The 21,727-nt window shown below is 73.9% G+C and carries 20 protein-coding genes; 10 read left to right on the forward strand and 10 right to left on the reverse strand.

All coding sequences use genetic code 11. The features are described from left to right. Window positions 1-136 precede the first annotated feature (136 nt). Both ACIQVZ_RS37350 and ACIQVZ_RS37355 read left to right on the forward strand, forming a co-directional pair. A complete protein-coding gene (locus ACIQVZ_RS37350; RefSeq protein WP_402456390.1) occupies window positions 137-433 on the forward strand; it encodes a hypothetical protein in 297 nt (98 codons plus the stop codon). A gap of 115 nt (window positions 434-548) precedes the next feature. Beyond that, the gene (locus tag ACIQVZ_RS37355) at window positions 549-950 is read left to right on the forward strand and encodes a hypothetical protein (RefSeq protein WP_402456392.1); all 402 of its coding nucleotides are present in this window, start codon (window positions 549-551) and stop codon (window positions 948-950) included. A 332-nt stretch (window positions 951-1,282) separates the two neighbouring features. On the opposite strand, the gene ACIQVZ_RS37360 is transcribed toward ACIQVZ_RS37355, so the two are convergent. Beyond that, entirely contained in the window at window positions 1,283-2,557 is a 1,275-nt protein-coding gene (locus tag ACIQVZ_RS37360) for a helix-turn-helix domain-containing protein (protein ID WP_402456394.1), read from the reverse strand. A 234-nt stretch (window positions 2,558-2,791) separates the two neighbouring features. Between ACIQVZ_RS37360 and ACIQVZ_RS37365 the strand changes: the two genes are divergently transcribed. Next, window positions 2,792-3,226 (forward strand): hypothetical protein, encoded by a 435-nt coding sequence (locus ACIQVZ_RS37365; RefSeq protein WP_402456396.1) that lies wholly within the window; start codon window positions 2,792-2,794, stop codon window positions 3,224-3,226. Between the two features lie 49 nt (window positions 3,227-3,275). Here ACIQVZ_RS37365 and ACIQVZ_RS37370 read toward each other — a convergent pair whose 3' ends face one another. Both ACIQVZ_RS37370 and ACIQVZ_RS37375 read right to left on the reverse strand, forming a co-directional pair. Continuing rightward, window positions 3,276-3,740: a (2Fe-2S)-binding protein gene (locus ACIQVZ_RS37370; RefSeq protein WP_402456397.1), complete on the reverse strand. Its 465-nt coding sequence runs from the start codon at window positions 3,738-3,740 to the stop codon at window positions 3,276-3,278. 29 nt (window positions 3,741-3,769) lie between these two features. Beyond that, entirely contained in the window at window positions 3,770-6,151 is a 2,382-nt protein-coding gene (locus tag ACIQVZ_RS37375) for a molybdopterin cofactor-binding domain-containing protein (protein ID WP_402456398.1), read from the reverse strand. Window positions 6,152-6,680: 529 nt separating this feature from the next. On the opposite strand from ACIQVZ_RS37375, the gene ACIQVZ_RS37380 reads away from it, so the two are divergent. The 3 genes from ACIQVZ_RS37380 to ACIQVZ_RS37390 all read left to right on the forward strand — a co-directional run bounded on the left by ACIQVZ_RS37380 (window position 6,681) and on the right by ACIQVZ_RS37390 (window position 9,860). Continuing rightward, window positions 6,681-7,415, forward strand: a complete 735-nt coding sequence (locus ACIQVZ_RS37380) for a Mut7-C RNAse domain-containing protein (RefSeq protein ID WP_350887466.1) — start codon at window positions 6,681-6,683, stop codon at window positions 7,413-7,415. Between the two features lie 139 nt (window positions 7,416-7,554). Further along, window positions 7,555-7,980: a cupin domain-containing protein gene (locus ACIQVZ_RS37385; protein ID WP_402456400.1), complete on the forward strand. Its 426-nt coding sequence runs from the start codon at window positions 7,555-7,557 to the stop codon at window positions 7,978-7,980. Further along, entirely contained in the window at window positions 7,977-9,860 is a 1,884-nt protein-coding gene (locus ACIQVZ_RS37390) for a CocE/NonD family hydrolase (protein ID WP_402456402.1), read from the forward strand. Before ACIQVZ_RS37385 ends, ACIQVZ_RS37390 begins: the two co-directional genes overlap by 4 nt. Window positions 9,861-9,917: 57 nt before the next feature. Here the strand turns inward: ACIQVZ_RS37390 and ACIQVZ_RS37395 are convergent, their stop codons facing one another. The 4 genes from ACIQVZ_RS37395 to ACIQVZ_RS37410 all read right to left on the reverse strand — a co-directional run bounded on the left by ACIQVZ_RS37395 (window position 9,918) and on the right by ACIQVZ_RS37410 (window position 13,749). After that, a complete protein-coding gene (locus tag ACIQVZ_RS37395) occupies window positions 9,918-11,135 on the reverse strand; it encodes a cytochrome P450 (RefSeq protein WP_350887474.1) in 1,218 nt (405 codons plus the stop codon). A gap of 93 nt (window positions 11,136-11,228) precedes the next feature. Next, complete coding sequence (locus tag ACIQVZ_RS37400; RefSeq protein WP_402456404.1) at window positions 11,229-12,596, reverse strand: NAD(P)/FAD-dependent oxidoreductase; 1,368 nt, start codon at window positions 12,594-12,596, stop codon at window positions 11,229-11,231. Further along, on the reverse strand, window positions 12,586-12,795 hold the full coding sequence (locus tag ACIQVZ_RS37405) for a ferredoxin (RefSeq protein WP_350887480.1): 210 nt from the start codon (window positions 12,793-12,795) through the stop codon (window positions 12,586-12,588). Before ACIQVZ_RS37405 ends, ACIQVZ_RS37400 begins: the two co-directional genes overlap by 11 nt. Before the next feature lie 135 nt (window positions 12,796-12,930). Beyond that, the gene (locus ACIQVZ_RS37410; protein ID WP_350887482.1) at window positions 12,931-13,749 is read right to left on the reverse strand and encodes a hypothetical protein; all 819 of its coding nucleotides are present in this window, start codon (window positions 13,747-13,749) and stop codon (window positions 12,931-12,933) included. Window positions 13,750-13,856: 107 nt separating this feature from the next. On the opposite strand from ACIQVZ_RS37410, the gene ACIQVZ_RS37415 reads away from it, so the two are divergent. Beyond that, on the forward strand, window positions 13,857-14,357 hold the full coding sequence (locus ACIQVZ_RS37415; RefSeq protein WP_402456406.1) for an inorganic diphosphatase: 501 nt from the start codon (window positions 13,857-13,859) through the stop codon (window positions 14,355-14,357). 75 nt (window positions 14,358-14,432) lie between these two features. Here the strand turns inward: ACIQVZ_RS37415 and ACIQVZ_RS37420 are convergent, their stop codons facing one another. Further along, the gene (locus tag ACIQVZ_RS37420) at window positions 14,433-15,692 is read right to left on the reverse strand and encodes a pyroglutamyl peptidase (protein ID WP_402456408.1); all 1,260 of its coding nucleotides are present in this window, start codon (window positions 15,690-15,692) and stop codon (window positions 14,433-14,435) included. 208 nt (window positions 15,693-15,900) lie between these two features. On the opposite strand from ACIQVZ_RS37420, the gene ACIQVZ_RS37425 reads away from it, so the two are divergent. Beyond that, window positions 15,901-16,968 carry a TerD family protein gene (locus tag ACIQVZ_RS37425; RefSeq protein WP_350887490.1) on the forward strand — a complete coding sequence of 356 codons (1,068 nt, stop codon included), beginning with the start codon at window positions 15,901-15,903 and terminating at the stop codon, window positions 16,966-16,968. Between the two features lie 49 nt (window positions 16,969-17,017). Here the strand turns inward: ACIQVZ_RS37425 and ACIQVZ_RS37430 are convergent, their stop codons facing one another. Next, on the reverse strand, window positions 17,018-17,662 hold the full coding sequence (locus ACIQVZ_RS37430) for a TetR/AcrR family transcriptional regulator (RefSeq protein WP_402456410.1): 645 nt from the start codon (window positions 17,660-17,662) through the stop codon (window positions 17,018-17,020). A gap of 147 nt (window positions 17,663-17,809) precedes the next feature. On the opposite strand from ACIQVZ_RS37430, the gene ACIQVZ_RS37435 reads away from it, so the two are divergent. Together ACIQVZ_RS37435 and ACIQVZ_RS37440 are read left to right on the forward strand one after the other, a co-directional pair. Further along, window positions 17,810-18,847: an aldo/keto reductase gene (locus ACIQVZ_RS37435; RefSeq protein WP_402456412.1), complete on the forward strand. Its 1,038-nt coding sequence runs from the start codon at window positions 17,810-17,812 to the stop codon at window positions 18,845-18,847. 50 nt (window positions 18,848-18,897) lie between these two features. After that, window positions 18,898-19,479 (forward strand): GNAT family N-acetyltransferase, encoded by a 582-nt coding sequence (locus ACIQVZ_RS37440; RefSeq protein ID WP_402456414.1) that lies wholly within the window; start codon window positions 18,898-18,900, stop codon window positions 19,477-19,479. Window positions 19,480-19,657: 178 nt separating this feature from the next. On the opposite strand, the gene ACIQVZ_RS37445 is transcribed toward ACIQVZ_RS37440, so the two are convergent. Then, window positions 19,658-21,724, reverse strand: a complete 2,067-nt coding sequence (locus ACIQVZ_RS37445) for an MDR family MFS transporter (protein WP_402456415.1) — start codon at window positions 21,722-21,724, stop codon at window positions 19,658-19,660. Window positions 21,725-21,727: the final 3 nt, after the last annotated feature.

A 21,727-nucleotide genomic window follows, 5' to 3' on the forward strand; every position in this document is an offset into this window, starting at 1 on the left:
GACAGCTACCTCGCAGGCCTCCACCTCCGTGGCGCGATGATCTGGATCAAGGACCTCACCCGGACCCGTTGATCACGACCGAATACGCGCCCTAGTGGGACTGGCCTGCCAATCTCCTTCGACAGCTGAGAGTCCGTTGAACTTCGCCATCGACGGGCACGCGAAACTCATCCTCGTCCACGGCCTGGTGAGCCCCCGTGTCGGCAGCCTGGAAGAAGTCGACGTGGGCAACCGGGCCCCGCGCATCCTGCCGATCCACGCCCTGCCCGCCGACCCTGCCCATCGCTACTTCGCCTACGCCGTGGTGCCGGGTCAGGCCGGAGACCTCATCGCTCGTGATGCCGACGGGGTCGTCCTCATGTCCGGCGCCGCCAAACTCGCCGATGTCCAGACCCTGGGCAGCGGGCCGCCGCCGAAGCGCGGCGACTCGTAATCGTCCCGTGCGGCCCGGCTCTTCGCCGGGCCGCACCGCACCGCTCCGACAAGACGAATGGAAGAAGGACAACATGTCGTTCACCGGAACGCTCAGGGGCCGCACCGTGTTCGCTGTGGCCACGGCAGTACTGGCGGGCACCGTCGTCGCCGCCGCGCCGGCCTCCGCCTCGACGCCGCAACAACCACCGTCACCGATCGTCTGCTGGTCCACCAACTACCACTGGTGCGACATGCTCGAGTCCAAGGACGCCAACGCGGAAATGGATGTCTTCTGGGGCAACGACGGTCATGAGTACGTCGACTCCATCCTCAACACCAACCACTACGGCCAGAACCTGTGGATTCTGACCTGGACCGGCAGCGGCTGGGACTGGCTGGGGATACCCGCAACCACCAGCATCGGCAACGGCTGGTACACCGCACAGGACAACAGTCGGTCCGACGCCGGCAAGACCATCAAGATCGCCGTGTTCAACTGGACCACCAACACGTACATGTACTCGAACGCACATTGAGCAGGCCTGACGGCGCCGAACGGTTCCGACGTCCTGCAGCCCGGTGAACGCGGTACGCCGCCAGGCGCGGGTCTGTAGAAGGAACGGCGGACGATGGCGCGGTCACACATCTGCTGGTAGGCGGGGTCGTCTCGCCACAGGTTCCTCCGTCAACGTGACTGCGCTGATCCTGTCACGCCGGCCCACCACAGCACTCGAATTTCTCCCTTCCCAGCCAGGCCAGGATCGGTGGGCAGCGGCGGTGGGCCTGCTCCTGCCGACAACCTGCCGCCCCCGTACGCTCTAGGTGGTCCGGACCGGCCGGGCCAGGGGTGGGGGAGCGGCGCGGACGGTCAGCGCAGGACGGCGAGGACGGCGCCCCACTGGGAGGTGGTCTGCCCGGTGGCGGCGCAGTGGTCCGGATCCGTCGCGATCCGGTGGGCGGTGGTGAGGCGGTAGGAGGAGAGCCGCAGAGCGGGCAGGCTGGTCCAACTGGTGCCGAACTCGGGGGCGCTGCCGCTGTTGCTGCCGACCGTGCCCACCAGGAGGTCGCCCGGCGCACAGGCGGCGGCGTTGGCCGTGGTGGAGAAGGTCGTCCCGCCGGCGTCACCGGAGGCGCGGCCGACGGCCCGGACGGCGGAGACGCCGCGGAACTCGTCCACGGCGACGTGGTACTTGCTCGCCCGCGGGTGGGCGACGCGGATCGAGTCCTCCGAGGTCAGCGCGGCCGCCCCGAAGGCCGCGAGGAGCAGGATCCGGTGCCGGAGCGAGTCGGTGACGTCCCCGACGATCCGGAAGCGGTCGCCCCGGCTGTCGGTGACCGTGACGGACCCGGGACAGGTACTGGTCAGCATCATCGTGACCACCAGGGCGTCACCCGGGGTGACGGGGGAGAGCACCGGAAGGACGATCTCGGTACTGGAGACGGCCTGCTGGTCGAAGGCGATCCGGGAGGCCCAGGACGGTGTGCCGTCGTCGGCGGCCGTCCGCGCCGCCGCCGGGCGCGGGCCCGGCGCGGGGCGGGCGGCCGCTTCGCCGGGTGCGGACTCGGTGTCCCCGGACGGGCAGCCGTGCGCGGCCGGGGCCGGGGCGTCCGGCGTGCGGAAGCCGACCACGGCGAGCGTGCTGCCGACGCCGAGGGCCACGCCGAGGAGCAGGCAGAACGCGTGGGTCCAGATCCGGCGGCGGCCCCGGCCCGGCCCGGCCGGGGGCTCGGCGGCGGAGGCGGCCGTGCGGTCGGCCCTGGTGACGGTCGTGGCGTCGGCCGTGGTGCTCGCGGCGACCGGTGGTCCCGAGGGCTCGACCGGCGAGGTCGGCGAGGTCGGCGAGGCCGGTGGGACCGGTGGGGCCGCCCCCTCGTCGGCGGCGGCGGTCCACCGGCGGTGCCACTCGGCCTCGTCGCCGCCGCAGGCCCGGACGTAGGCCCTGGTGGTGGTCCACGACGGGAGGCGCGAGCCGGAGGCCGCCTCGTAGAGCGTGGTGTGGGAGATGGAGCCGACGGTCTTCGCCATCGTGCGGAACGAGGGCTTGCCCGCCTCCAAGCGCAACCGGCGCAGCTCGGCGGCGAGGGCCTCCACCACGCTCGGCGCCGGGTCTCTCTCCGCGGGTTGCGACTCCTGCTCCGCCATGGCGTCCCCCTGTTGTCAGATGTCAGATCCAACGGCGACCGGTGTTGCTTGTCGCGTACGGATCATATCGACGCGTGACCGTGAGGACGGGGTGTTCGGGGCGGGAGGCGGCCGGTGTCAGTTGTTGTCAGTTTCCGTCAGGTGGTACCGAACAGCGCGGTTCGTCGGGTCAGCTGGGTCCGCCGTCGAGGTCGACGGGACGGCGCAACGGTTCGACGGGACAAGGGAGTCGATATGGGCAAGGGAATCCTCGGCAAGATCGGGCGCCGGGGTGCGACCGCGGCGGCCGTGCTGGCGCTCGCGGCCGGCAGCGTCGGTCTGGCGGAGGGCAGCGCCTCCGCCGACGGGTGGTACTACCTCACCAGCCACGTCTCCAGCGGTCACGGCGTGGGCTTGTACTCCATGCCCCAGTCGTACGCGCCGTCCTACAAGCCGTGGAGCATCGACCTCTCTGCCGTCGGGCACACCGGGGACAAGATCGCCCCCGACTGCTGGACGCGGGGCGAGGACATCAACAACCAGGGCAACGTCTGGTACCGGATCCACGCCGCGCACTCGGACAGCTACAACGCCGAGTACTGGAACACCGCCTACGTGTACGGGGCCTACGCGGACGGGAACTGGTACTTCCACTACGCCTGGCAGAACGGTTCCGTCGGTCTGTGCTGACAGCAGCTCGCACCTGTCCCGCCCGCAGGTCGGGCGGGGGCAGGTGCGGTCAGGCTCCCGACTGCCGGGCCGCCGCCTGCTTGATGGCCTCGCGGATGCGCGGGTAGCTGCCGCAGCGGCAGATGTTCTGGATCTGGTCGATGTCCGCGTCGGTCGGGTTCGGGGTGCGGCGCAGCAGGGCGACGGCGGTCATGATCTGGCCCGGCTGGCAGAAGCCGCACTGGGCGACGTCGCAGCCGAGCCAGGCCTCCTGGACGGGGTGCAGGGTGTCGCCGTCGGCCAGGCCCTCGATGGTGGTGACGCGGTGGCCCTCGCAGTCCTTGACGGAGCGGGTGCAGGGCTGGAACTCCTCGCCGTCCAGGTGGCTGGTGCAGGCGCGGCAGACGCCCACCCCGCAGCCGTACTTGGGGCCGGTGACGCCGAGCTTGTCGCGCAGCACCCAGAGCAGCGGCATGTCGTCCGGGGCCTCGACGCTGACGGGGTGCCCGTTGAGGACGAAGGTGTGGGTGGGCATGGGGTGGTGGGGTTCCTCGGCTGGGGGAGTCAGAAGGTGATCGGGAAGGAGCGCGGGCTGGTGCCGGTCGCGCGCGCGTAGGCGTTGGCGACCGCGGCGGAGGCCGCCGGGACGCCCAGCTCGCCGGCGCCGCCGGGCGCTCCGCTCGGCGGCATGAGGTGGATCTCGACGGCCGGCGGGGTGTGCCGCTGCCGGGCGTACCGGAAGTCGGCGTAACTGCCTTCGCGTACGGCCCCGTTGTCGATGTGGTTGCCGGCTTGCAGGATGACCGAGATGCCGTCGACCAGGGCGCCGGTCAGCTGGGCTTCCAGGCCCCGGGGGTTGATGACCCGGCCGACGTCGGCGGCGATCACGGCCTTGGTGACCCGGGGGTCGGCCGGGTCGGTGGCGTCCAGTTCGACCAGGTAGGCGGCGCACCCGCTGTTCTCGTCGTGGTAGCCGATGCCCTGGGCGTGGCCGGGGGGCATCGGGCGGCCCCAACTGCCGGCCTTGGCGACGGTGTCGAGGACGGCCCGGCCGACGGCGCTTCGCAGCCGGGCGCGGCGGAACGCGACGGCGTCCTGGCCCATCCAGCGGGCGAGTTCGTCCATCATGATCTCGTCGGCGACCCGGACGGTGCCGGAGTAGACCGACCGCCAGCTGCCGGTGGGAATGTCCAGCGGCACTTCGGCGAGGAGTTGGGTGGGGATGCCGACGTTGTACGGGTTCTTCTCGCTGAGCAGGAAGAAGGCCTGGGCGAGGCTGAGCCCGGCGAGCGAGAGGTTGAAGCCGGCGGCGGTGAGTATCTCGCCGAGGCCGTGCCGGAAGTCGGTCTTGACGGTGGCGGCGCGGTGCTCGTAGCTGAGCACCTGGCCGAGCGCGTAGGTGGCCCGGATCCGGTGGTGGCTGGCCGGGCGCATCCGGCCGTGGCGCATGTCGTCGTTGCGCGTCCACATGAGTTTGACCGGTCGGCCCGCGGCCTTGGAGATCTGGGCGGCCTCCAGGGCGGCGTCGAAGAACAGCCGTCGGCCGAACGAGCCGCCGCCGCGCACCACGTGGACGGTGACGGCGTTCTGCGGGAGGCCGAGTTCGGCGGCGATGGCCTGCTGGGCGACGATCGGCGTCTGCGCGGCGAACCACAGCTCGGCCCGGTTGGGCCGCACGTCGGCGATGGCGGTCAGTACCTCCATCGGCGCGTGGTTGACGAAGGCGAAGTCGAATTCGCCGTCCACGTACTGGGTGAGCAGCGGGGGGATGAGGAACGGCGCGTGGGCGGCGCGCAGTTGGGCGCGGATGTCGGGGGTGGAGAGGCTGGCGACCGGGCCCGGGTTCCAGGAGGTGCGCAGCGCGTCGCGGGCCTTGAGCGCCTGGTCGAAGGTCTCGGCGAGGACGGCGACGCCGCTGGGGATCCGGACCACGCCGAGCACGCCGGGCATGGCGCGGGCGGCCGCGGCGTCCAGGGTCCTGAGCGTGCCGTTGATGGTGGTCGGGCGGGCGACGACGGTGGGGACGGCGCCCGGGATCGCGAGGTCCCCGGCGTACTTGGCGCGGCCGGTGACGATGTCGCGGGCGTCGATCCGGTTGGTGGGCCGGCCGACCACGCGCAACTGGTCGGCGGTCTTGGGGGAGCTGGACACGGCGGGGGCGGCGACGGCGGCGGCCTCGGCGGCGAGGTCGCCGTAGCGGGCGCGGCGGCCGTCGGGGGCGTGGACGGCGGAGTCGGCGGTGCGCAGGGTGTCTGCCGGAACGTTCCAGCGCCGCGCTGCGGCGGTCACCAACCGGGCGCGGGCGGCGGCGGCGGCGGCGCGCACCGGGTCGTACAGCGAGCGCACCGAGTTGGAGGCGCCGGTCAGCTGGTTGAAGAGCAGTTCGGGGCGGCCGTCGGAGAGCGGCACGTCCACGTCGCCGATCAGGGCGTCGAGTTCCTCGGCGACGAGCATCGCGATGGCCGTGGTGAGGCCCTGGCCGACCTCCAGCCGGGGCAGGTGGAGCACGGCGCGCCCGGCGGTGGTGAGTTCCAGGACGAGCAGGTGCGAGGTCGGCAGGCCGGCGACGATCAGCGCGTCGCCGAGGTCGAGGATGTCCGGGATGCCGGGCAGGCCGATCAACTGCGAGGGGGCGGCGGCGTCCTGGGCGGCCGCGGCGGCGCGGACGGCGGCCCGCGCGGTGGCGGGCGCGGCGGCGTCGAGGCCGAGCCGGGCGCCGACGGTGAGGGTCGGGGCGGCCAGCAGGTAGGTGAGGAAACGGCGGCGGCGGGTGCCGGTGCCGTCCCGTGCGTCGCCCGGGTGGCCGGTGTCGCCCGGGTGGCCGGTGTCGTCCGAGCGGGCGATGGAGGTGCTGATGGGAAGAGCCCTTCGAGCCGATGACGGCGGCGGATCGGGCGGGCACGGCGGCGCCGGGCCCGGTGCCGGATCGCGAATGCCGTTGAGCATAGGAGGGCGTTACTGACCGGTCAATACGGCAAAACTTGGCCCTTCGGCACGGTCGGTGACGCCCGGAGGCCGGTGGGCGAGGCGGATTCGGAGCGGGTACGGAGGGCGCGGCGGCGGTACGGCCGGGGCCGGTTCCGGGCCCGTGGGAGGAGCGATTCGCCGCCGTCGTACGGGGGTTCAGCGCTCGCCCGCCGGTGCGGTGGGGCCCGGTAGTGGACCAAGGAGTTCCGTGATCGCTGGACCTTACCGCCGGTCCGCCTCCTGCCTGGGCCGGGCCGGGCCGGGCCGCGAACCGTTGCGAACGCCCGGCCGCGCGCCGCCCCCAGCCAGGAGACCCGTGTCGACCAGCAGCGCCCCGGCGACCTCCCTCGGCACCCTCCGCGCCGCCCCTGCGCGCCGCCCCGAACCGGCTGCTCAGCCCCGGTCGGGGCCCGCGCCGGCCGCCGCCGCCGCGAGCCCGCCCGAGAATGCTCCGACGGCTGACCGGAAACCGGTGGCCCGGGCCGCCGCCCGCTGGCATGCTGGCCGCGTGGACCGACCCCAGATCTGGCTCGACTTCGCCCCCGAGCTGCACCTCTTCGTCTCCGGGCCCCGGCGGGCCGGCCGCTCGGCGCTGCGCACCGACGGCACCTCGACGCTCGGCCATGTCGTCGAGTCCCTGGGCGTCCCGCTCACCGAGGTCGGCACCCTGCTGGTGGACGGCCGGCCCGTGCCCGGGTCGCACGTGCCGGTCGACGAGGAACACGTCACCGTCCGGGCCGTGGACCGGCCGCAGCCCTCGCCCGCCCCGCCGCGCTTCCTGCTGGACGTCCACCTCGGCACCCTCACCCGCCGGCTGCGCCTGCTCGGCGTCGACGCCGCCTACGAGAACCCGGACATCGGCGACGCCGCGCTCGCCGCCCGCTCCGCCGCCGAGCAGCGCGTCCTGCTCTCGCGCGACCGGGGCCTGCTGCGCCGCCGCGAACTGTGGGCCGGCGCCTACGTCTACAGCCACCGCCCCAACGAGCAGCTGCGCGACGTGCTCTCCCGCTTCGCGCCCCCGCTCGATCCGTGGAGCCGCTGCACCACCTGCAACGGCACGCTGCGCGAGGCCGACAAGACCTCGGTGCGCGAGCAGTTGCGGGACGGCACCGAGCGCTCCTTCGACGTCTTCGCCCAGTGCGTCGACTGCGGCCAGGCCTACTGGCGCGGTGCCCACCACGCCCGGCTGGACGCGATCGTCACCGACGCCCTCCGCGAGTTCGGCACGCCCGCCGGCGGCTGAGAGCGGCGCGCGGCCGGCGCGGGACCGACGCGTCGAACTACGGGACATCTCAGGGTGGCGGCCGGGTACAGAGGCGTGTTCTCATCGGCGGTGGGGGACGAGACCAAGGTACTCCGTGACGCGAGAGAGGCCGGGTCGGATGAGCAGTCAGCAAGTGCAACAACCGTTCCAGACAGCGGACGTCGACGACGTCCAGGTGGTGCGCGCACCGGACGGGTCCGCGGTGTTCCCGCTGCTGGTCCTGGACGGGCAGGGGAGCCTCGCGGTGTTCGAGCTCGCCCCCGGGCAGGTGTCGCACGCGGTGTCGCACGCCACCGTGCAGGAGCTGTGGCAGGTCGTCGAGGGCGCCGGGGAGCTGTGGCGCCGCCAGGGCGGGCGGGAGGAGACCGTCCGGCTCGTGCCCGGGACGGCGGCCTCGATCCCGCTCGGCACGGCGTTCCAGTTCCGGGCCGACGAGGACGCCGACCGGCCGCTGCGGATCGCCGCCGTCACCATGCCGCCCTGGCCGGGCACCGACACCGAGGCCAGGCCCGAGGAAGGCCCCTGGAAGCCGACCTCCCGGTGAGCCGGGCAGGAGGGATCCCGCGCCGCCCGCTGGCGGCGCTCGTCACGGCCGCGGCCGTGCTCGGACTCGCGGTGGCGCCCGCCGCGGCCGCCCCGGCTGCCGAGCCGCACCTCCAGTCGCGCTACGTGACGATGCCCGACGGCGTCCGCCTCGCCGTCGACGTCTGGCTGCCCGAGGGCACCAGGGACGGCGCGAACCTGCCCACCGTCCTGGTCACCCAGCGCTACTGGCGGGCCCGGGTCTACCCCGGCGCACCCGGCAACGGCGGCCGCAGCAGCGACGCCGACGGCTGGAACGCCCACGGCTACGCCTACGTGGTCGCCGACCTGCGCGGCACCGGTGCCTCCTTCGGCACCCTGAGCTCCGAACTCGGCGCCGACATCGTCGCCGACAGCGGCCCGCTCAGCGACTGGATCGCCGCCCAGCCCTGGTCCAACGGCCGGGTCGGCACCACCGGCGTCTCCTACGGCGGCGACACCGCGATGCTCGCCACCGCCCTCGGCAACCACCACATCACCGCCGCCGCCCCGATCTCCTACGACTTCGACCCGTACGAGGACCTGGTGCGCCCCGGCGGCCTGCTCATCGAGCCCCGGATCGCCCCGTACGCGCTGCTGCTGCGCATCCTCGACCAGGCCGGCGGCACCACCTGCGACACCGACGAGCAGACCCGGCAGGTCTGCGCGGCCGCAGGCCTGACCGGCGCCGTGCCGCGGCCGGTCGACGGCCCGGACGGACCGGCCCTGCTCGCCGCCGCGCGCGCCGAGCACGCGGGCAACGCCAACCTGGTCGACATGGCCGAGGCCGGTGTGTACCGCGACTACCAGGACGGCCCGACGAGCTGGACGGTCGGCAGCGTCGGCGAGAAGTCCGACGCCGTCGAGGCCGGCGGCGTCCCCGTGCTCACCGACGCCGGCTGGCTCGACGCGGGCACCGCCAACGGCGTGCTCTCCCAGTTCACCGGCCTCTCCAACACCCAGGACGCCTGGATCGGTCCGTGGAGCCACGGCCAGGGCTTCCTCGCCGACCCCTTCCAGCCCGCCCGCCACCTCACCGACCAGGAACGCGCCCAGATCGCCCAGCGGACGTTCGACTTCTTCGACCGCTACGTGCGGGCCGACGGCCGCCCCGACGGCACCCGGCAGCTGCACTACTACACCTTCAACGAGGGCGTCTGGCGCACCACCACCCGCTGGCCGCTGCCCGGCACCCGCCCGCAGCGGCTCTACCTCGGCGAGGACACCGCGCTCAGCCGCCGTCGGCCCGATCCGGACGACCGCCCCGGCGCCGACCTGCTGCGCCTCGACCCCACCGCCGGCACCGGACCGCTGGACCGCTGGAACACCAACCTCAACGGCGGCCCGGTCAGTTACCCCGACCGGGCCGCCGTGGACGCCAAACTCCTCAGCTACACCACTCCGCCGCTGACCGGCGACACCCGGGTGACCGGCAACGGCCGCGTCACGCTCGACGTCACCGGCCTCGACGGCACCGCCCAGGGAGCCCTGCACGTCTACCTGGAGGACGTCGCCCCCGACGGCCGGGTCACCTACCTGACCGAGGGCCAACTCGCCCTCGCCGACCGGGCCGTGGCCGACCGGGGCGACAATCCCGACTGGCGCCGGCTGCGCACGCCCCGCAGCTACGCGGCCACCGACGCGGCGCCCTTCCCGCAGGGCCGGGCCCGTCAGGTCACCATCGACCTGCAACCCGTCGCGGTGCTCTTCCGGGCCGGCGAGCGGATCCGGCTCACGGTTGCCGCCGCCAACCCGGACTCCTTCCAGCTGCTCCCGGCCGACGGCCGGGCGAGCTACCGGATCGGGCACGGCGGAGCCGACCCGTCCTTCCTGGAGCTGCCGGTGGTGCGCAGCACGCCGTAGCGCCGCCGAACGCGCCCGGGCCCGGGAGGCCGATGCCGCCTCCCGGGCCCGGGCCGCTCAGTCCCTGACCCCGGAGAGCGCGAGCGGCAGGTGCCGGGGCCCGCGTAGGACGGGGCTGCGCCGGTACTCGGGCGGGTCCTGGAGCAGCCGGGGGCCGTCCAGGCGGTGGATGAGTGCGGTGAGCGCGAGCTGCGCCTCGACCCTGGCGAGCGGTGCGCCGAAGCAGCTGTGCACGCCGCTGCCGAAGCCGAGGTGCTGGTTGTCCGGGCGGGTCGGGTCGAAGCGGTCGGGCTCGTGGAACCGGAGAGGGTCCCGGTTGGCGGCGGCGAGTACCAGGATCAGCGGCACGCCCTTGGGGATGGTGACCCCGGCGACCTCGATGTCGGTGAGCGCGGTGCGCTGCGGCAACAGCTGGACCGGGGGCTCGTAGCGCAGCAGCTCCTCCACCGCGCGCGGCATCAACTCCGGCTTTTCGCGCAGCAGTTCCAGGCTTTCTGGCTGGCGCAGCAGGGTGAGCGCGCCGTTGGTGATCAGGTTGACGGTCGTCTCGTGCCCGGCGATGAGCAGCAGGACCGAGGTGGCCATCAGCTCCGTCTCGGTGAAGCCGCCCGATGGGCCGGGGTCGTTGACGAAGGCGGAGAGCATGTCGTCGGACGGCTTGCCCCGGCGGCTCTCGGCGAGCTCGCCGAGGTACAGCCCCATCTCCATCCGGGCCTGCGTGGCCGCGCGCTGGCGCTCGGTCGGATCGCTGTCGGGAGTGGGGTCGAAGCCCGCGATCAGTGTCTCGGACCAGGCGTGGAACCGCGGCTCGTCCTCGCGCGGCACGCCGAGCAGCCGGCAGATGACGGTGACCGGCAGCGGGTAGGCGAAGTCCTCGACCAGGTCGATCCGGTCGCGGCCCCGGAGTCCGTCGACGAGTTCCCCGGTGATCCGCGCGATCTCGCCGTGCATGGCGTCGACCCGGTCGGGCGCGTGGGGCGGGCCGAAGGGCCGCATGGCGATGGTGCGCAGCCGTTCGTGTTCGGGGTCGTCCCGGCCGATAAAGGCGACCGGGACGCTGCCCTGCAGCTCGTCCGGGACGGTGCGGTTGCGGCGGTCCGAGCTGATCCTCGGGTCGTGCAGCAGCGCGGCGACCTCGTGGTAGGTGCCGACCAGGTAGCTGCCGTCGTCCTGGCGGGCCACGCCGTGGTCGCGGAGTTCGGCGTACAGGGGGTAGGGGTCGGCGCGGTTGGCGTAGTCGGTGATCCGGCGGAACAGGGTGTCGGCGGCGGCCATGCGCGGTGGCTCCTCGGGGGTGGCGGCGGTGGTGGTCCTCGACGGGCGGCGGGGCCCGGTGGGCGTGCGCCCGTCGAGCGGTGGCGGGTGGGCTCAGCCGCCCCAGCGCCGCAGGGTCAGCCGCCGGTCGGGCAGGTGGCCGGTGAGGGCGACGGTCGGGCCGTGCGAGAGCACCTTCGGGTCGGGCACGTCGGAGGGGACCGGGATGCGGGTGGCGGGCGGCTCGACGCCGTCCCAGTCGGGCGGGAACGGTGCGGCGGTCTCGATCAGCCGCTGGTAGTGCTCCAGCCATTTGGCGCGGTTCACGCTGACGGCGGCGGTGATCCGGCCCCGGTACCCGTAGACCGCGACGAGCCGGCGTTCCTCGACCGAGCCCTGGGCGAGGACCACGTGGTCGGAGAAGGTGGGCACGCCGACGGACTTGATGTTGAGCCCGAACTGGCTGGACCAGAAGGACGGCACGCTCAGGTGCGGCCGCCGTTGCGGGCCCGGGCTGACCATGTTGTGCGCCGCCACCTCGGCCTGCGCGACCGCGTTGCCCCAGTGTTCGAGGGAGAGCAGCTGGTACTCGAAGAGGGGGTGCGGGAAGCGGGCGACGTCGCCCGCGACGAAGACGTCGTCGGTGACGATCCCGTACATGTCGAAGGCCCGGCAGCCCGCGTCGCAGGCCACCCCGCGCGGACCGGCGGCGAGCCCCGACTCGGCCAGCCATTCGGTGTTGCGGACGGCGCCCAGGGCGACCACGGCGACGTCCGCCTCGATCCGGGTGCCGTCGGAGAGCTCGGCGCCGGTGAGCCGGCCTGCCTGGCCGGTCAGCGCGGAGACGGTCACCCCGCAGCGCAGGTCGACCCCGTGGGCGAGCTGGACCTTGGCCGCGAGGGCGCCGAAGGCCCCGCCGAGGGCCCCGACCAGCGGGGCGGGGCCGCGCTCGGCGACGGTCACCGCCAGGCCGCGCTCCCGGCAGGCGGAGGCGATCTCGGAGCCGGTGAACCCGGCGCCGATCACCAGCACCCGCTTCGGGCCGGCGTCCAGCCGCTCGGCCAGGCCGGCCGCGTCCTCGGCGGTGCGCAGGGTGAACACCCCGTCGAGTGCGGCCTGCTCGGCCTTCGGCCAGGGCCTGGCCCGGGTGCCGGTGGCGATCAGCAGCCGGTCGTAGGGCAGCTGCTCGCCGTTCGCGAGCAGGACCTGCTTGCCGTCCCCGTCCAGGCCGGTGGCGCGGACGCCGAGCTTCCACCGCGCGTCCACCTCGCGGCGCCGGGGGAGCGCGGTCTCCTCGGCGCGCACCCGCCCGAGCAGCACCTGTTTGGACAGGGGCGGCCGGTCGTACGGGGGAAGGCGTTCCTCGCCGACCACGGTCAGCTGCCCGGCGAAGCCCTCGTCCCGTAGCGTCTCGGCGGCGCGCAGGCCGGCCAGCGAGGCGCCGACGATGACGATCCGGCCGTTCTTGAGGTCATCGGACATCGGACCGGTCCTCCTCCTCGACCACGATGGCCTGCACCGGGCAGGCCGCGGCGGCCCGCTGGACGCGGTCGCGCTGGTCCTCGGCGGCCTGCGGGGTGTAGAGCAGGGCCTCCTCCCCGTGCAGCTCGAACACTCGGGGAGCGAGGAACGCGCATTGCGCGTAGCCCTGGCAGCGGTTGAGGTCGACGACGATCTTCACGGTCTCTCCTCCCGGGCACGTCTGTGTCCGTCCTACCGCCGCCGGAGCGGCCGCGCGCCCGGTACTGCTCCGTGGGAGCGGTCGCGGAGAGTGGCCGCCGAGGAGTGCCGGGGGCCGGGAAGCCCGCCGGCCGCCCTAGTTCGGCGACTCCAGCCCGAGGGTCCAGCGGTGGGTGGTGTAGCCGCCCATCCGGGTCGGGTGGCGCTCCACGAGCGTCACGGCCAGGCCGTCGGCCGTGCGGCGCAGCGTGCCGGTGAACCGGTGCAGGTCGCCGCCGGACAGCGGGAGCAACTCGGCGAGCACGGTGGCGTCGAGGTCGCGCCCGACGGCGCGCAGCACCCCGGCGTCCAGCACCAGGACGGTGCCGTCGGCCAGCACCACCGGCGCGGGGGCCTGCGGGTCGGCGAGCAGCGGGCCGCTCTCGATCCCCCCGCCGGGCAGCAGCCGCACCACCCGGCTCCCGGTCGGCCGGCGGCGGTCCGTCTCGACGACGCGCAGGCCGTCGCCGACCACGTAGTGGCCGTAGCTGCGCCACGAGTCGACCAGGGTGGCGTCCCGGTCGTAGGCCCAGGTGTCGAAGGCGCCGTAGCCCTCCAGGCCGAGCACGAAGCGGCCGCCGCCCAGGGCCGTGCCGCGCTCGCCGCGCAGTTCGGCGACCAGGGCGCCGTCGTCGAGGTCCAGCAGCAGGGCCGGGCCGAGGTGGCCCCAGGCGGTGTACTCGAAGGAGTCGGTGGTGACCAGTGCCCGGCCGCCGGAGAGGTGGGCCGCGTTCGGGCGCCCCGCGCAGGGGCGGCGCCAGCGGACCAGGCCCTCGGCGTCGACACAGCTGATCTCGCCGTCCCGGCCGTACAGCGCCAGGTCGCCGCAGTGGGCCAGCGGCCCCTCCGGGCGCCCCTGCGGTCGCCCGCCGCTGCGCCGGTGGTGGTTCTGGACGGTGACACGCCAACTCCCCATGATCCGGATGCTAACGGACCCCGGCGGGCCGTGGAGGGCGTTTGCGGAGGGTGCCCGGACGGCCGGGACGGCGGACAATCTCCCCAGGCGCAGAGGAGGAGGCCGCGGTGGAGTTCGAGGTGTTGATCGAGACCCCGCAGGGGTCGCGGAACAAGTACGTGATGGACTTCGCGGCGGGCCGGATCCGCCTCGACCGCACCCTGTTCACCGCCACCCGCTACCCCGTGGACTACGGCTACGTCGAGGGCACCCTCGGCGGCGACGCGGAGCCGTTGGACGCGCTGGTGCTCGGCGGCGAGCCGGCCGTGCCGGGGTGCGTGATCACCTGCCGGGCGGTCGGCATGTGGGTGATGCGGGACGAACGCGGGCCGGACCAGAAGGTGCTGTGCGTCCCCGCCCACGACCCGCGCTACGGCGACCTGCGCGACATCGGCGACCTGCGCGAGTTCGAGCTGCTGGAGATCACCCACTTCTTCCAGGTCTACAAGGACCTGGAGCGCGGCAAGTCGGTCGAGGGCTCGCACTGGGCGGATCGGGCGGCCGCGTACGCGCAGATCGCCGAGTGCCGGGCGCGCGCGGCGGGGACGTGCTTCGCCCGGCCGGTGTAGCCGTCCCGGCCGCGCGGGCCCGGGGCTCGGAACCAGGCTTGGCGCCGGGGCTCGGAATCGGGAGTGGTGCCGGGCTCAGAACCGGGCGTGGCGCAGGATCTCGCGGACCTGGTCGGCGATGGCGGCCTCGTTCCGCTCGAACTCCGGGGCGGTGAGGCGGTCCTGCTCGGCGGGCAGTCCGGTGAGGACGGGGGTGTGCAGGTGGCCGCCGGGGAGGTCGGGGGCGAGGTCGAGGCGCAGGCGGTTGGAGCGGTAGGCGACCTCGTTGGAGAGGTACCCACCGCCGCCACCGGCGACGGCGCGGGAGCCGGGGGTGGGGCCGTCCGCGCGGTCGACGGGGTCGAGGCCGTCCTGGGGGATCTCGGTGACGGTGGTGTTGAGGCGGACGGGGTAGGGCTGCTGGACGGCCGTCATGGCGTCGGTGGGCAGGGTGGTGCGGATGAACTCCGGGCCGTCGTCCAGGCCCGGCGCGGTGACCGGGTGCTGCCGGGTGCCGCCGGAGAGGGTGCCGGTGTTGTCGGTGGCGGGGTCGGCGGAGCGGGCCCGCCCGGCCCAGGCCTCCAGGGTGAACAGGCCCGGGTAGCCCTGGCTGATGCTGGTGATCAGGTCGGCGGCCTGCGGGCCGGGGGTGAGGTGCGGGCCGAAGGCGCGCTCGACGACGCCGTCGTCGAAGTCGCCGTAGCGGACCGGCAGCAGGACGGCCCGGACCTCGGCCGGGCTGCCGTCGGCGAGGGTGATCCGCCGCCCGTGCAGTTGCAGCACGGCCGCGCCGGAGGGGTTGGCGCGGCGCGGCTCGGTGTCGAGGCCGTACGGGTCGAAGCCGCTGACGAAGATCCGCCGGACGCCGGGGGCGGCGGTGAAGCCGTCGTCGAGGCCCCGGGAGGCGTCCTCGAAGCGGGCCCGCAGGTCGGCCGGGTCGACGTCGAACCGGGGCTGCCAGCGGGCCAGTTGGACGGTCATGGCGAGCCTGGTCCAGTACAGCGGGCGGTCGTCGCGGGCGGGGAGTTCGCCGCTGGGCCGCCGCTCCTGGGCCCGGTCCACCCCGGCCTGCCAGAGCGCCCGGCCCCAGGCGCCCGCCACCCGCTCCGCCTGCCGGGCGTTGCGGGCGGCGCACAGGGCGGCGGGGAAGCCCCGGAGCAGGTCGTGCAGGCCGGAGCGCTCGGTGAAGGCGGTCGTCCGCTGGTCCTGGAGCCGGGCCTGTTCGGTGTCCACCGGGGTGGTGCCGACGACCCGGCAGGTTGCCGGGGCGGCCTGGGCGGCGGCCGGGGTGAGCAGGGCGGCGAGGGTGCCGGTGAGGGCGGCGGCCAGGGTGGCGGCGCGACGAAGGCGTGTCATGTTACCTGACAATAGGTCGGGAGCCGACACCCCGCCAGGGCGCCCCGCCCGCGCGCCCCGGCCGGCCAGGTCGCGCCGCGGGCCCGTGGCCTGCTGGAACGTCCCGTCCGGTACTGACGGGAAGTCGGGAACCGGGGCGAGCTCTACAGCGTTGTCGTGGTCGAACAGTGGAAACAGCGGTCATTCGAACGGTGGCGGAGGAAGTGTCATGAGTGTGGCCCTGACGAAGGGCGGCAACGTCTCCCTGGGCAAGCAGGCCCCCGGGCTGCGGGTCGTACGGGTCGGTCTCGGTTGGACGGCCGGCGCCGGGTACGACCTGGACGCCAGCGCCCTGCTCTGCGACGCCTCCGGGAAGGTCGTCTCGGACCAGCACTTCGTCTTCTTCAACAACCTGCAGAGCCCGGACGGTTCGGTCCGCCACCAGGGCGGCGCCGGTGGCGGCGAAGACCAGGAGCGGATCGAGGTCCGGCTCGCGGACGTCGCGCCCGGGGTAGAGAAGATCGTCTTCGCGGTCGCGGTCTACGACGCGGTGCGGCGGCGCCAGAGCTTCGGCCAGGTCCGCGGCGCGTACATCCGGCTCACCGACCCGGACGGCGGCGCCGAGGTGGCCCGCTACGACGTGGCGGCCGAGGCGGGCAGCGAGACGGCGATGGTGTTCGGCGAGCTCTACCGGCACGGCGCGGACTGGAAGTTCCGGGCCGTCGGGCAGGGGTACGCGTCGGGGCTCGCGGGCATCGCCGCCGACTTCGGGGTGGACGTCCTGCAACCGGCGCCCGCCGCCCCCGCGCCCGCTGCCCCCGCGCCGGCTCCGGCCGTGCCCGCCGCGCCGGCCATGGCGCCCGCCGTACCCGCTGTGGCGCCCGCTGCCCCGATGACCCAGCCAGGACCAGGGAGTTCCCCCGTGACGTGTTTCTTCGACCCCTCGCACGGCTTCGGCTCGACGGCGGTGCTGTGGTCGCCGCAGTGGGGAGTGCCGCGCCAGATCGAGACCTGCGCCGCCTGCGCCCAGCGGGTGCAGACCACCGTGCCGCCGTTCTACACCCCGCAGCAGGGCTACCCGCAGCCGGTCCAGCAGGGCTATCCGCAGCCGGTCCAGGGCCAGCCCGCTCAGGGCCAGCCGGGCCAGGGCGGGCGCCGCTTCGGCACCGGCGCGCTGATCGGCGCGGGCGCGGCCGGCCTGGTCGGCGGCGCGCTGCTCAACGAGGCGTTCAGCGACGACACGCCCGAGGTGGTCGTGAACAACTACTACGAGGGCGACGACGACAGCTTCTTCTAGGGCGTTCCGCGGGTCACCCCCGGATCGTCCGCCCTCCCGCCGGCCGGTCTCAGCTGCTCTCCCGCCGGTGCGCCCCCGCCCGGGCGGCCGCCTCGGCGGCGGCCGCGGCGCGGTCGGCGGCGGCCTCGTCGAGCGGCTCGGCGGTGGTGAGCATCCGGTAGTAGAGCGGCGCGGAGACGGCCCGGACCACCTCGAACGCGTCGGTGTCCGGCGGGAGTTCGCCGCGTTCGACGGCTTCGGTGACGCACGGCGCCCACTCCTCGACCCGGCGCAGGTAGAAGTGTCGCAGTGCCTCGGCGGCGCCCGGGTCGCAGGTGGCGGCCACGATCACCGCGCGGAACAGCGCCCCCTGCCGGGGGTCGGCCAGCGTGCACTGGACCAGCCGGGCGTTGGCCCGCAGGTCCTCGGCGAGGGAGCCGCTGCGGGTGCGCGGCAGTGACTGCTCGGCCATGTCCGCGAGCAGGTCGGCGACCAGCGCGCTGGTGGTGCCCCAGCGCCGGTAGACGGTGGTCCGGCCGACCTCGGCCCGCTGGGCGACGTCGCCGAGGTCGAGCCCGCTGAAACCGTGCTCGACCAGGGCGTCCTCGGCGGCCCGCAGGACGGCGGTGCGGACCCGGGCGGTGCGGCCGCCGGGGCGCCGCGTCCCGGGCGTGGGGTTCTCCGGAACGTCCGGGGCGGAGGGCTCGGCAGTCATTAACGGGATTCCTGTTCCATTAGGTCGATGGACCCTGCTAAGGTCGAACCATCCTAACGGAATGGGAGTCCCGTTAAGGGCTCCGAGGGGAGAACTGCCATGGAAACCGGCACGACAATCAGCACGGCAACCGGCACGACAGTCGCCATGGAATACCGCCGACTCGGCTCGTCCGGCCTCAAGGTCCCGGCGCTCAGCCTCGGCACCGGCACCTTCGGCGGCCGTGGGCCGCTGTTCGGCGCCTGGGGCACCACCGACGTCCAGGAGGCCCGCCGCCTGCTCGACATCGCCATCGACGCCGGAGTCACCCTCTTCGACACCGCCGACGTCTACTCCGACGGCGCCTCCGAGGAGGTCCTCGGCCAGGCCATCCGCGGCCGCCGCGACCAGGTGCTCGTCTCCACCAAGGCCGGACTGCCGACCGGCGACGGCCCGCAGGACGCCGGCACCTCCCGGGCCCGCCTCACCAGGGTCGTGGACGACGCGCTGCGCCGCCTCGGCACCGACTACCTCGACCTCTTCCAACTGCACGCCTACGACGCCGGCACCCCGATCGAGGAGGTGCTGGCCACCCTCGACGACCTCGTCCGGGCCGGCAAGATCCGCTACACCGGCGTCTCCAACTTCTCCGGCTGGCAGCTGATGAAGTCCCTCGCCGTCGCCGAGCGCCACAGCCGCCCCCGCTACGCCGCCCACCAGGTCTACTACTCGCTGGTCGGCCGCGACTACGAGTGGGAGCTGATGCCGCTCGCCCAGGAGGAGGGCGTCGGCGCCCTGGTGTGGAGCCCGCTCGGCTGGGGCCGTCTCACCGGCCGGATCCGCCGCGGCCGGCCGCTCCCGGCCGACAGCCGGCTGCACGACACCGCCGACTACGGGCCGCCGGTCGAGGACGAACTGCTGTACCGGGTGGTCGACGCGCTCGACGGGATCGCCGCCGAGACCGGCCGCACCGTCCCGCAGATCGCCATCAACTGGCTGCTGCGCCGCCCGACCGTCTCCTCCGTCATCATCGGCGCCCGCAACGAGGAGCAGCTGCGGCAGAACCTCGGCGCGGTCGGCTGGTCGCTGACCGACGAGCAGGTCGCCCGGCTCGATGCGGCCAGCACCCGCACCGCGCCGTACCCGTACTTCCCCTACCGCCGGCAGGAGGCCTTCGCCCGCCTCAACCCGCCGCTCGTGGGCTGAACCGGGTAATCCGCTTGCCGTGCCGCCCGGCCTGCGGCAAGGTCCGCACCATGTCCGAACTGCACGAACCCGAACTGCACGAACCCGAACTGCACGAACCCGAACTGTGCGCGCCCGACCTGCACGAGTCCGACCCGCACGAACCGGAACTGCGCCGTCTCGGCTCCGATGACTGGGCGCTCTGGCGCGAGCTGCGCCTGGCCGCGCTGACCGAGGCGCCGTACGCCTTCGGCTCCACCCTGGCGGACTGGCAGGGCGCCGGCGACCACGAGGCCCGCTGGCGCTCCCGCCTGGAGATCCCCGGGGCTCTCGATCTGGTCGCGGTGCTGGACGGCCGCCCGGTCGCGATGGCCAGCGGAGTCCCGGCCGACGAGGTCGGGGCGGCCGCCGAGCTGATCTCCCTGTGGGTCGGCCCGGCGGCGCGCGGCCGGGGCGTGGGGGACCGGCTGATCGGCGCGATCGCCCGCTGGGCCGCCGAGCAGGGGTTCACCACCCTCAAGCTGGCGGTGAACCCCGACAACGACGCGGCCATCGCTCTCTACCGCCGCAACGGCTTCGCCGAGACCGACGAGCCCGGCGATCTGATGGCCGACGGCGTGCGGCGCGAACTGATCCTGGCGAGGAAGCCCTAGGGCGTGTTTCATAATTCGCGTCGGATCAGCGCGCGGCGTTGGGCGCCCGGCTGGGCGTGCCGGCGGAGCTCCCTCGTACTGGGCCGTACTTGGGTGCTTCGCCGGTGCGTCCAGCCGGGATGCCCGGCGTCGCGCGCCCGGCGGGAATTATGAAACACGCCCTAGCTCCGGCGGTGGCCTAGGTTCGCGCCGCGTCCTTCGAACGGGCGTGGGCCGGAAGGCCGTTGGCGAGGTCCTCGACCATCAGGCGCCAGGCGACGGCGGTCGCCGCGGTGTGCAGCTGGGGGCTGTGCGGGCGGCCGGCGTCGGCGTCCAGCCGGGCGTTGAGCCAGTCCGACCAGGCCTGGGCGAGGGCGCGAACCTCCTGGGTGCCGGCCTCGGTGGGGGAGAGCCGGTCGCCGTCGCGGGTGAGGTAGCCCTCGGCGGCCATCCGGTCGAAGACCGGCTCCAGGACCTCGGGCGGGATCCGCTTGCGGGCGGCGATGAGGTCCAGGGAGGCCTGGCCGACGGCCTTGGTGTGGCCGGCGACCTCCATCAGCGCCCAGGCCCCGGCCAGGTCGACCCGGGTGTCGGCGTCGTCGACGATCGAGCGGACGGTGTCGAGGTCGACGCCGCGCACGAGCTTGCCGACGGCGTACTCCAGGTGTGGGTCGGAGTCGCTGGTGGTCGGCTGGGCGAAGCCCTCGCCCATGTCGGTGGAGCCGGCCCGGGCGGTGTCCCGCAGCTGCACCTGCTTGAGGAAGAGCGCGACCACGAACCCGACCAGGGCGACCGGCACCGTCCACAGGAACACGGTGTGCAGGGCGTCGGAGTAGGCCTGGATGATCGGGGCCGCCTGCGCGGCGGGCAGCCGGTGCAGGCCCTGCGGGCTCTCGGCGGCCCGGGTGAGCAGCGCCGGGTCCGCGCCGGTGAGGCGGGCCGAGTCGGCCACGCCCCGGGCGAGTTCGGTCTTGAGGCTGTTGGCGTAGATGGTGCCGAACACGGCGGTGCCGAAGGAGCTGCCGATGGTGCGGAAGAAGGTCACCCCGGAGGTGGCGGTGCCGAGGTCGGCGTAGTCGACGGTGTTCTGCACGGCGATGGTGAGCACCTGCATGCTCAGCCCGATGCCGGCGCCGAGCACGAACATGTAGAGGGAGGCGAGCGCGGTGCCCGTGCCGGGTTCGAGCCGGGAGAGCAGGTAGAGGCCGACGGCCATCACCAGGGTGCCGACGATCGGGAACACCCGGTACCGGCCGGTCTTGCTGACGGCGTTGCCGCTGGCGATGGAGGCGAGCAGCAGCCCGATCACCATCGGCAGCGTCCGCACGCCGGAGACGGTCGCCGAGTCGCCGTCGACGTACTGCAGGAAGGTCGGCAGGAAGGTCAGCGCGCCGAGCATCGCGAAGCCGACGATGAAGCTGAGCACCGAGCAGACCGCGAACACCGGGTTCCGGAACAGCCGCATCGGCAGCATCGGTTCGACGGCCCTGCTCTCCACCCAGCAGAACAGCCCGAGGGCGACGGCACCGCCGGCGAACAGGGCGATGATCACCCCGGAGCCCCAGGCGTACTCGTTGCCGCCCCAACTGGTCGCCAGGATCAGGGCGCTGGCGCCGACGGCGACCAGTGCGATCCCCAGGTAGTCGATCACCGGGCGCACCGCCGAGCGCACCGAGGGGATGGTCCGGGCGGCCGCGATCACCACCAGGATCGCGATCGGCACGTTGACGTAGAACGCCCAGCGCCAGGACAGGTGGTCGGTGAACAGCCCGCCCAGCAGCGGCCCGATGACCGTGGCCACGCCGAACACCGCGCCGATCGCGCCCTGGTACTTGCCGCGCTCGCGCAGCGGGATGACGTCCGCGATCAGCGCCATGGCCGTCACCATCAGGCCGCCCGCGCCGATGCCCTGGAGTGCCCGCCAGGCGATCAGCAGCGTCATGTTGGTCGCCAGGCCGCAGAAGAACGAGCCGGTGATGAAGACGACCGCCGAGACCTGGAAGAGCAGCTTGCGCCCGTACAGGTCGCCGAACTTGCCGGCCAGCACGGTGGCCACCGTCTCGGCCAGCAGGTAGGCCGTCACCACCCACGACATGTGCGCGGCCCCGCCGAGGTCCGCGACGATGGTGGGCAGCGCGGTGCCGACGATGGTCTGGTCGAGCGCGGCCAGCAGCATGCCGAGCACGATGGTGCCGAAGACGACGTTGCGCTGCCGGACGTCCAGCACCGGCGGGGCGGTCGGCGGGGTTTCGGTGGCGGCGTTCATGTC

It is taken from the genome of Kitasatospora sp. NPDC098663 (assembly GCF_044760075.1).
Lineage (GTDB): Bacteria > Actinomycetota > Actinomycetes > Streptomycetales > Streptomycetaceae > Kitasatospora.

Coding starts and splice junctions, on each gene's coding strand:
- ACIQVZ_RS37360 (WP_402456394.1), bottom strand. CDS start 2,557: ATGGCGGAGCAGGAGTCGCAACCCGCGGAGAGAGACCCGGCGCCGAGC.
- ACIQVZ_RS37365 (WP_402456396.1), top strand. CDS start 2,792: ATGGGCAAGGGAATCCTCGGCAAGATCGGGCGCCGGGGTGCGACCGCG.
- ACIQVZ_RS37370 (WP_402456397.1), bottom strand. CDS start 3,740: ATGCCCACCCACACCTTCGTCCTCAACGGGCACCCCGTCAGCGTCGAG.
- ACIQVZ_RS37375 (WP_402456398.1), bottom strand. CDS start 6,151: ATGCTCAACGGCATTCGCGATCCGGCACCGGGCCCGGCGCCGCCGTGC.
- ACIQVZ_RS37385 (WP_402456400.1), top strand. CDS start 7,555: ATGAGCAGTCAGCAAGTGCAACAACCGTTCCAGACAGCGGACGTCGAC.
- ACIQVZ_RS37395 (WP_350887474.1), bottom strand. CDS start 11,135: ATGGCCGCCGCCGACACCCTGTTCCGCCGGATCACCGACTACGCCAAC.
- ACIQVZ_RS37400 (WP_402456404.1), bottom strand. CDS start 12,596: ATGTCCGATGACCTCAAGAACGGCCGGATCGTCATCGTCGGCGCCTCG.
- ACIQVZ_RS37410 (WP_350887482.1), bottom strand. CDS start 13,749: ATGGGGAGTTGGCGTGTCACCGTCCAGAACCACCACCGGCGCAGCGGC.
- ACIQVZ_RS37420 (WP_402456408.1), bottom strand. CDS start 15,692: ATGACACGCCTTCGTCGCGCCGCCACCCTGGCCGCCGCCCTCACCGGC.
- ACIQVZ_RS37425 (WP_350887490.1), top strand. CDS start 15,901: ATGAGTGTGGCCCTGACGAAGGGCGGCAACGTCTCCCTGGGCAAGCAG.
- ACIQVZ_RS37430 (WP_402456410.1), bottom strand. CDS start 17,662: ATGACTGCCGAGCCCTCCGCCCCGGACGTTCCGGAGAACCCCACGCCC.
- ACIQVZ_RS37435 (WP_402456412.1), top strand. CDS start 17,810: ATGGAATACCGCCGACTCGGCTCGTCCGGCCTCAAGGTCCCGGCGCTC.
- ACIQVZ_RS37440 (WP_402456414.1), top strand. CDS start 18,898: ATGTCCGAACTGCACGAACCCGAACTGCACGAACCCGAACTGCACGAA.
- ACIQVZ_RS37445 (WP_402456415.1), bottom strand. CDS start 21,724: ATGAACGCCGCCACCGAAACCCCGCCGACCGCCCCGCCGGTGCTGGAC.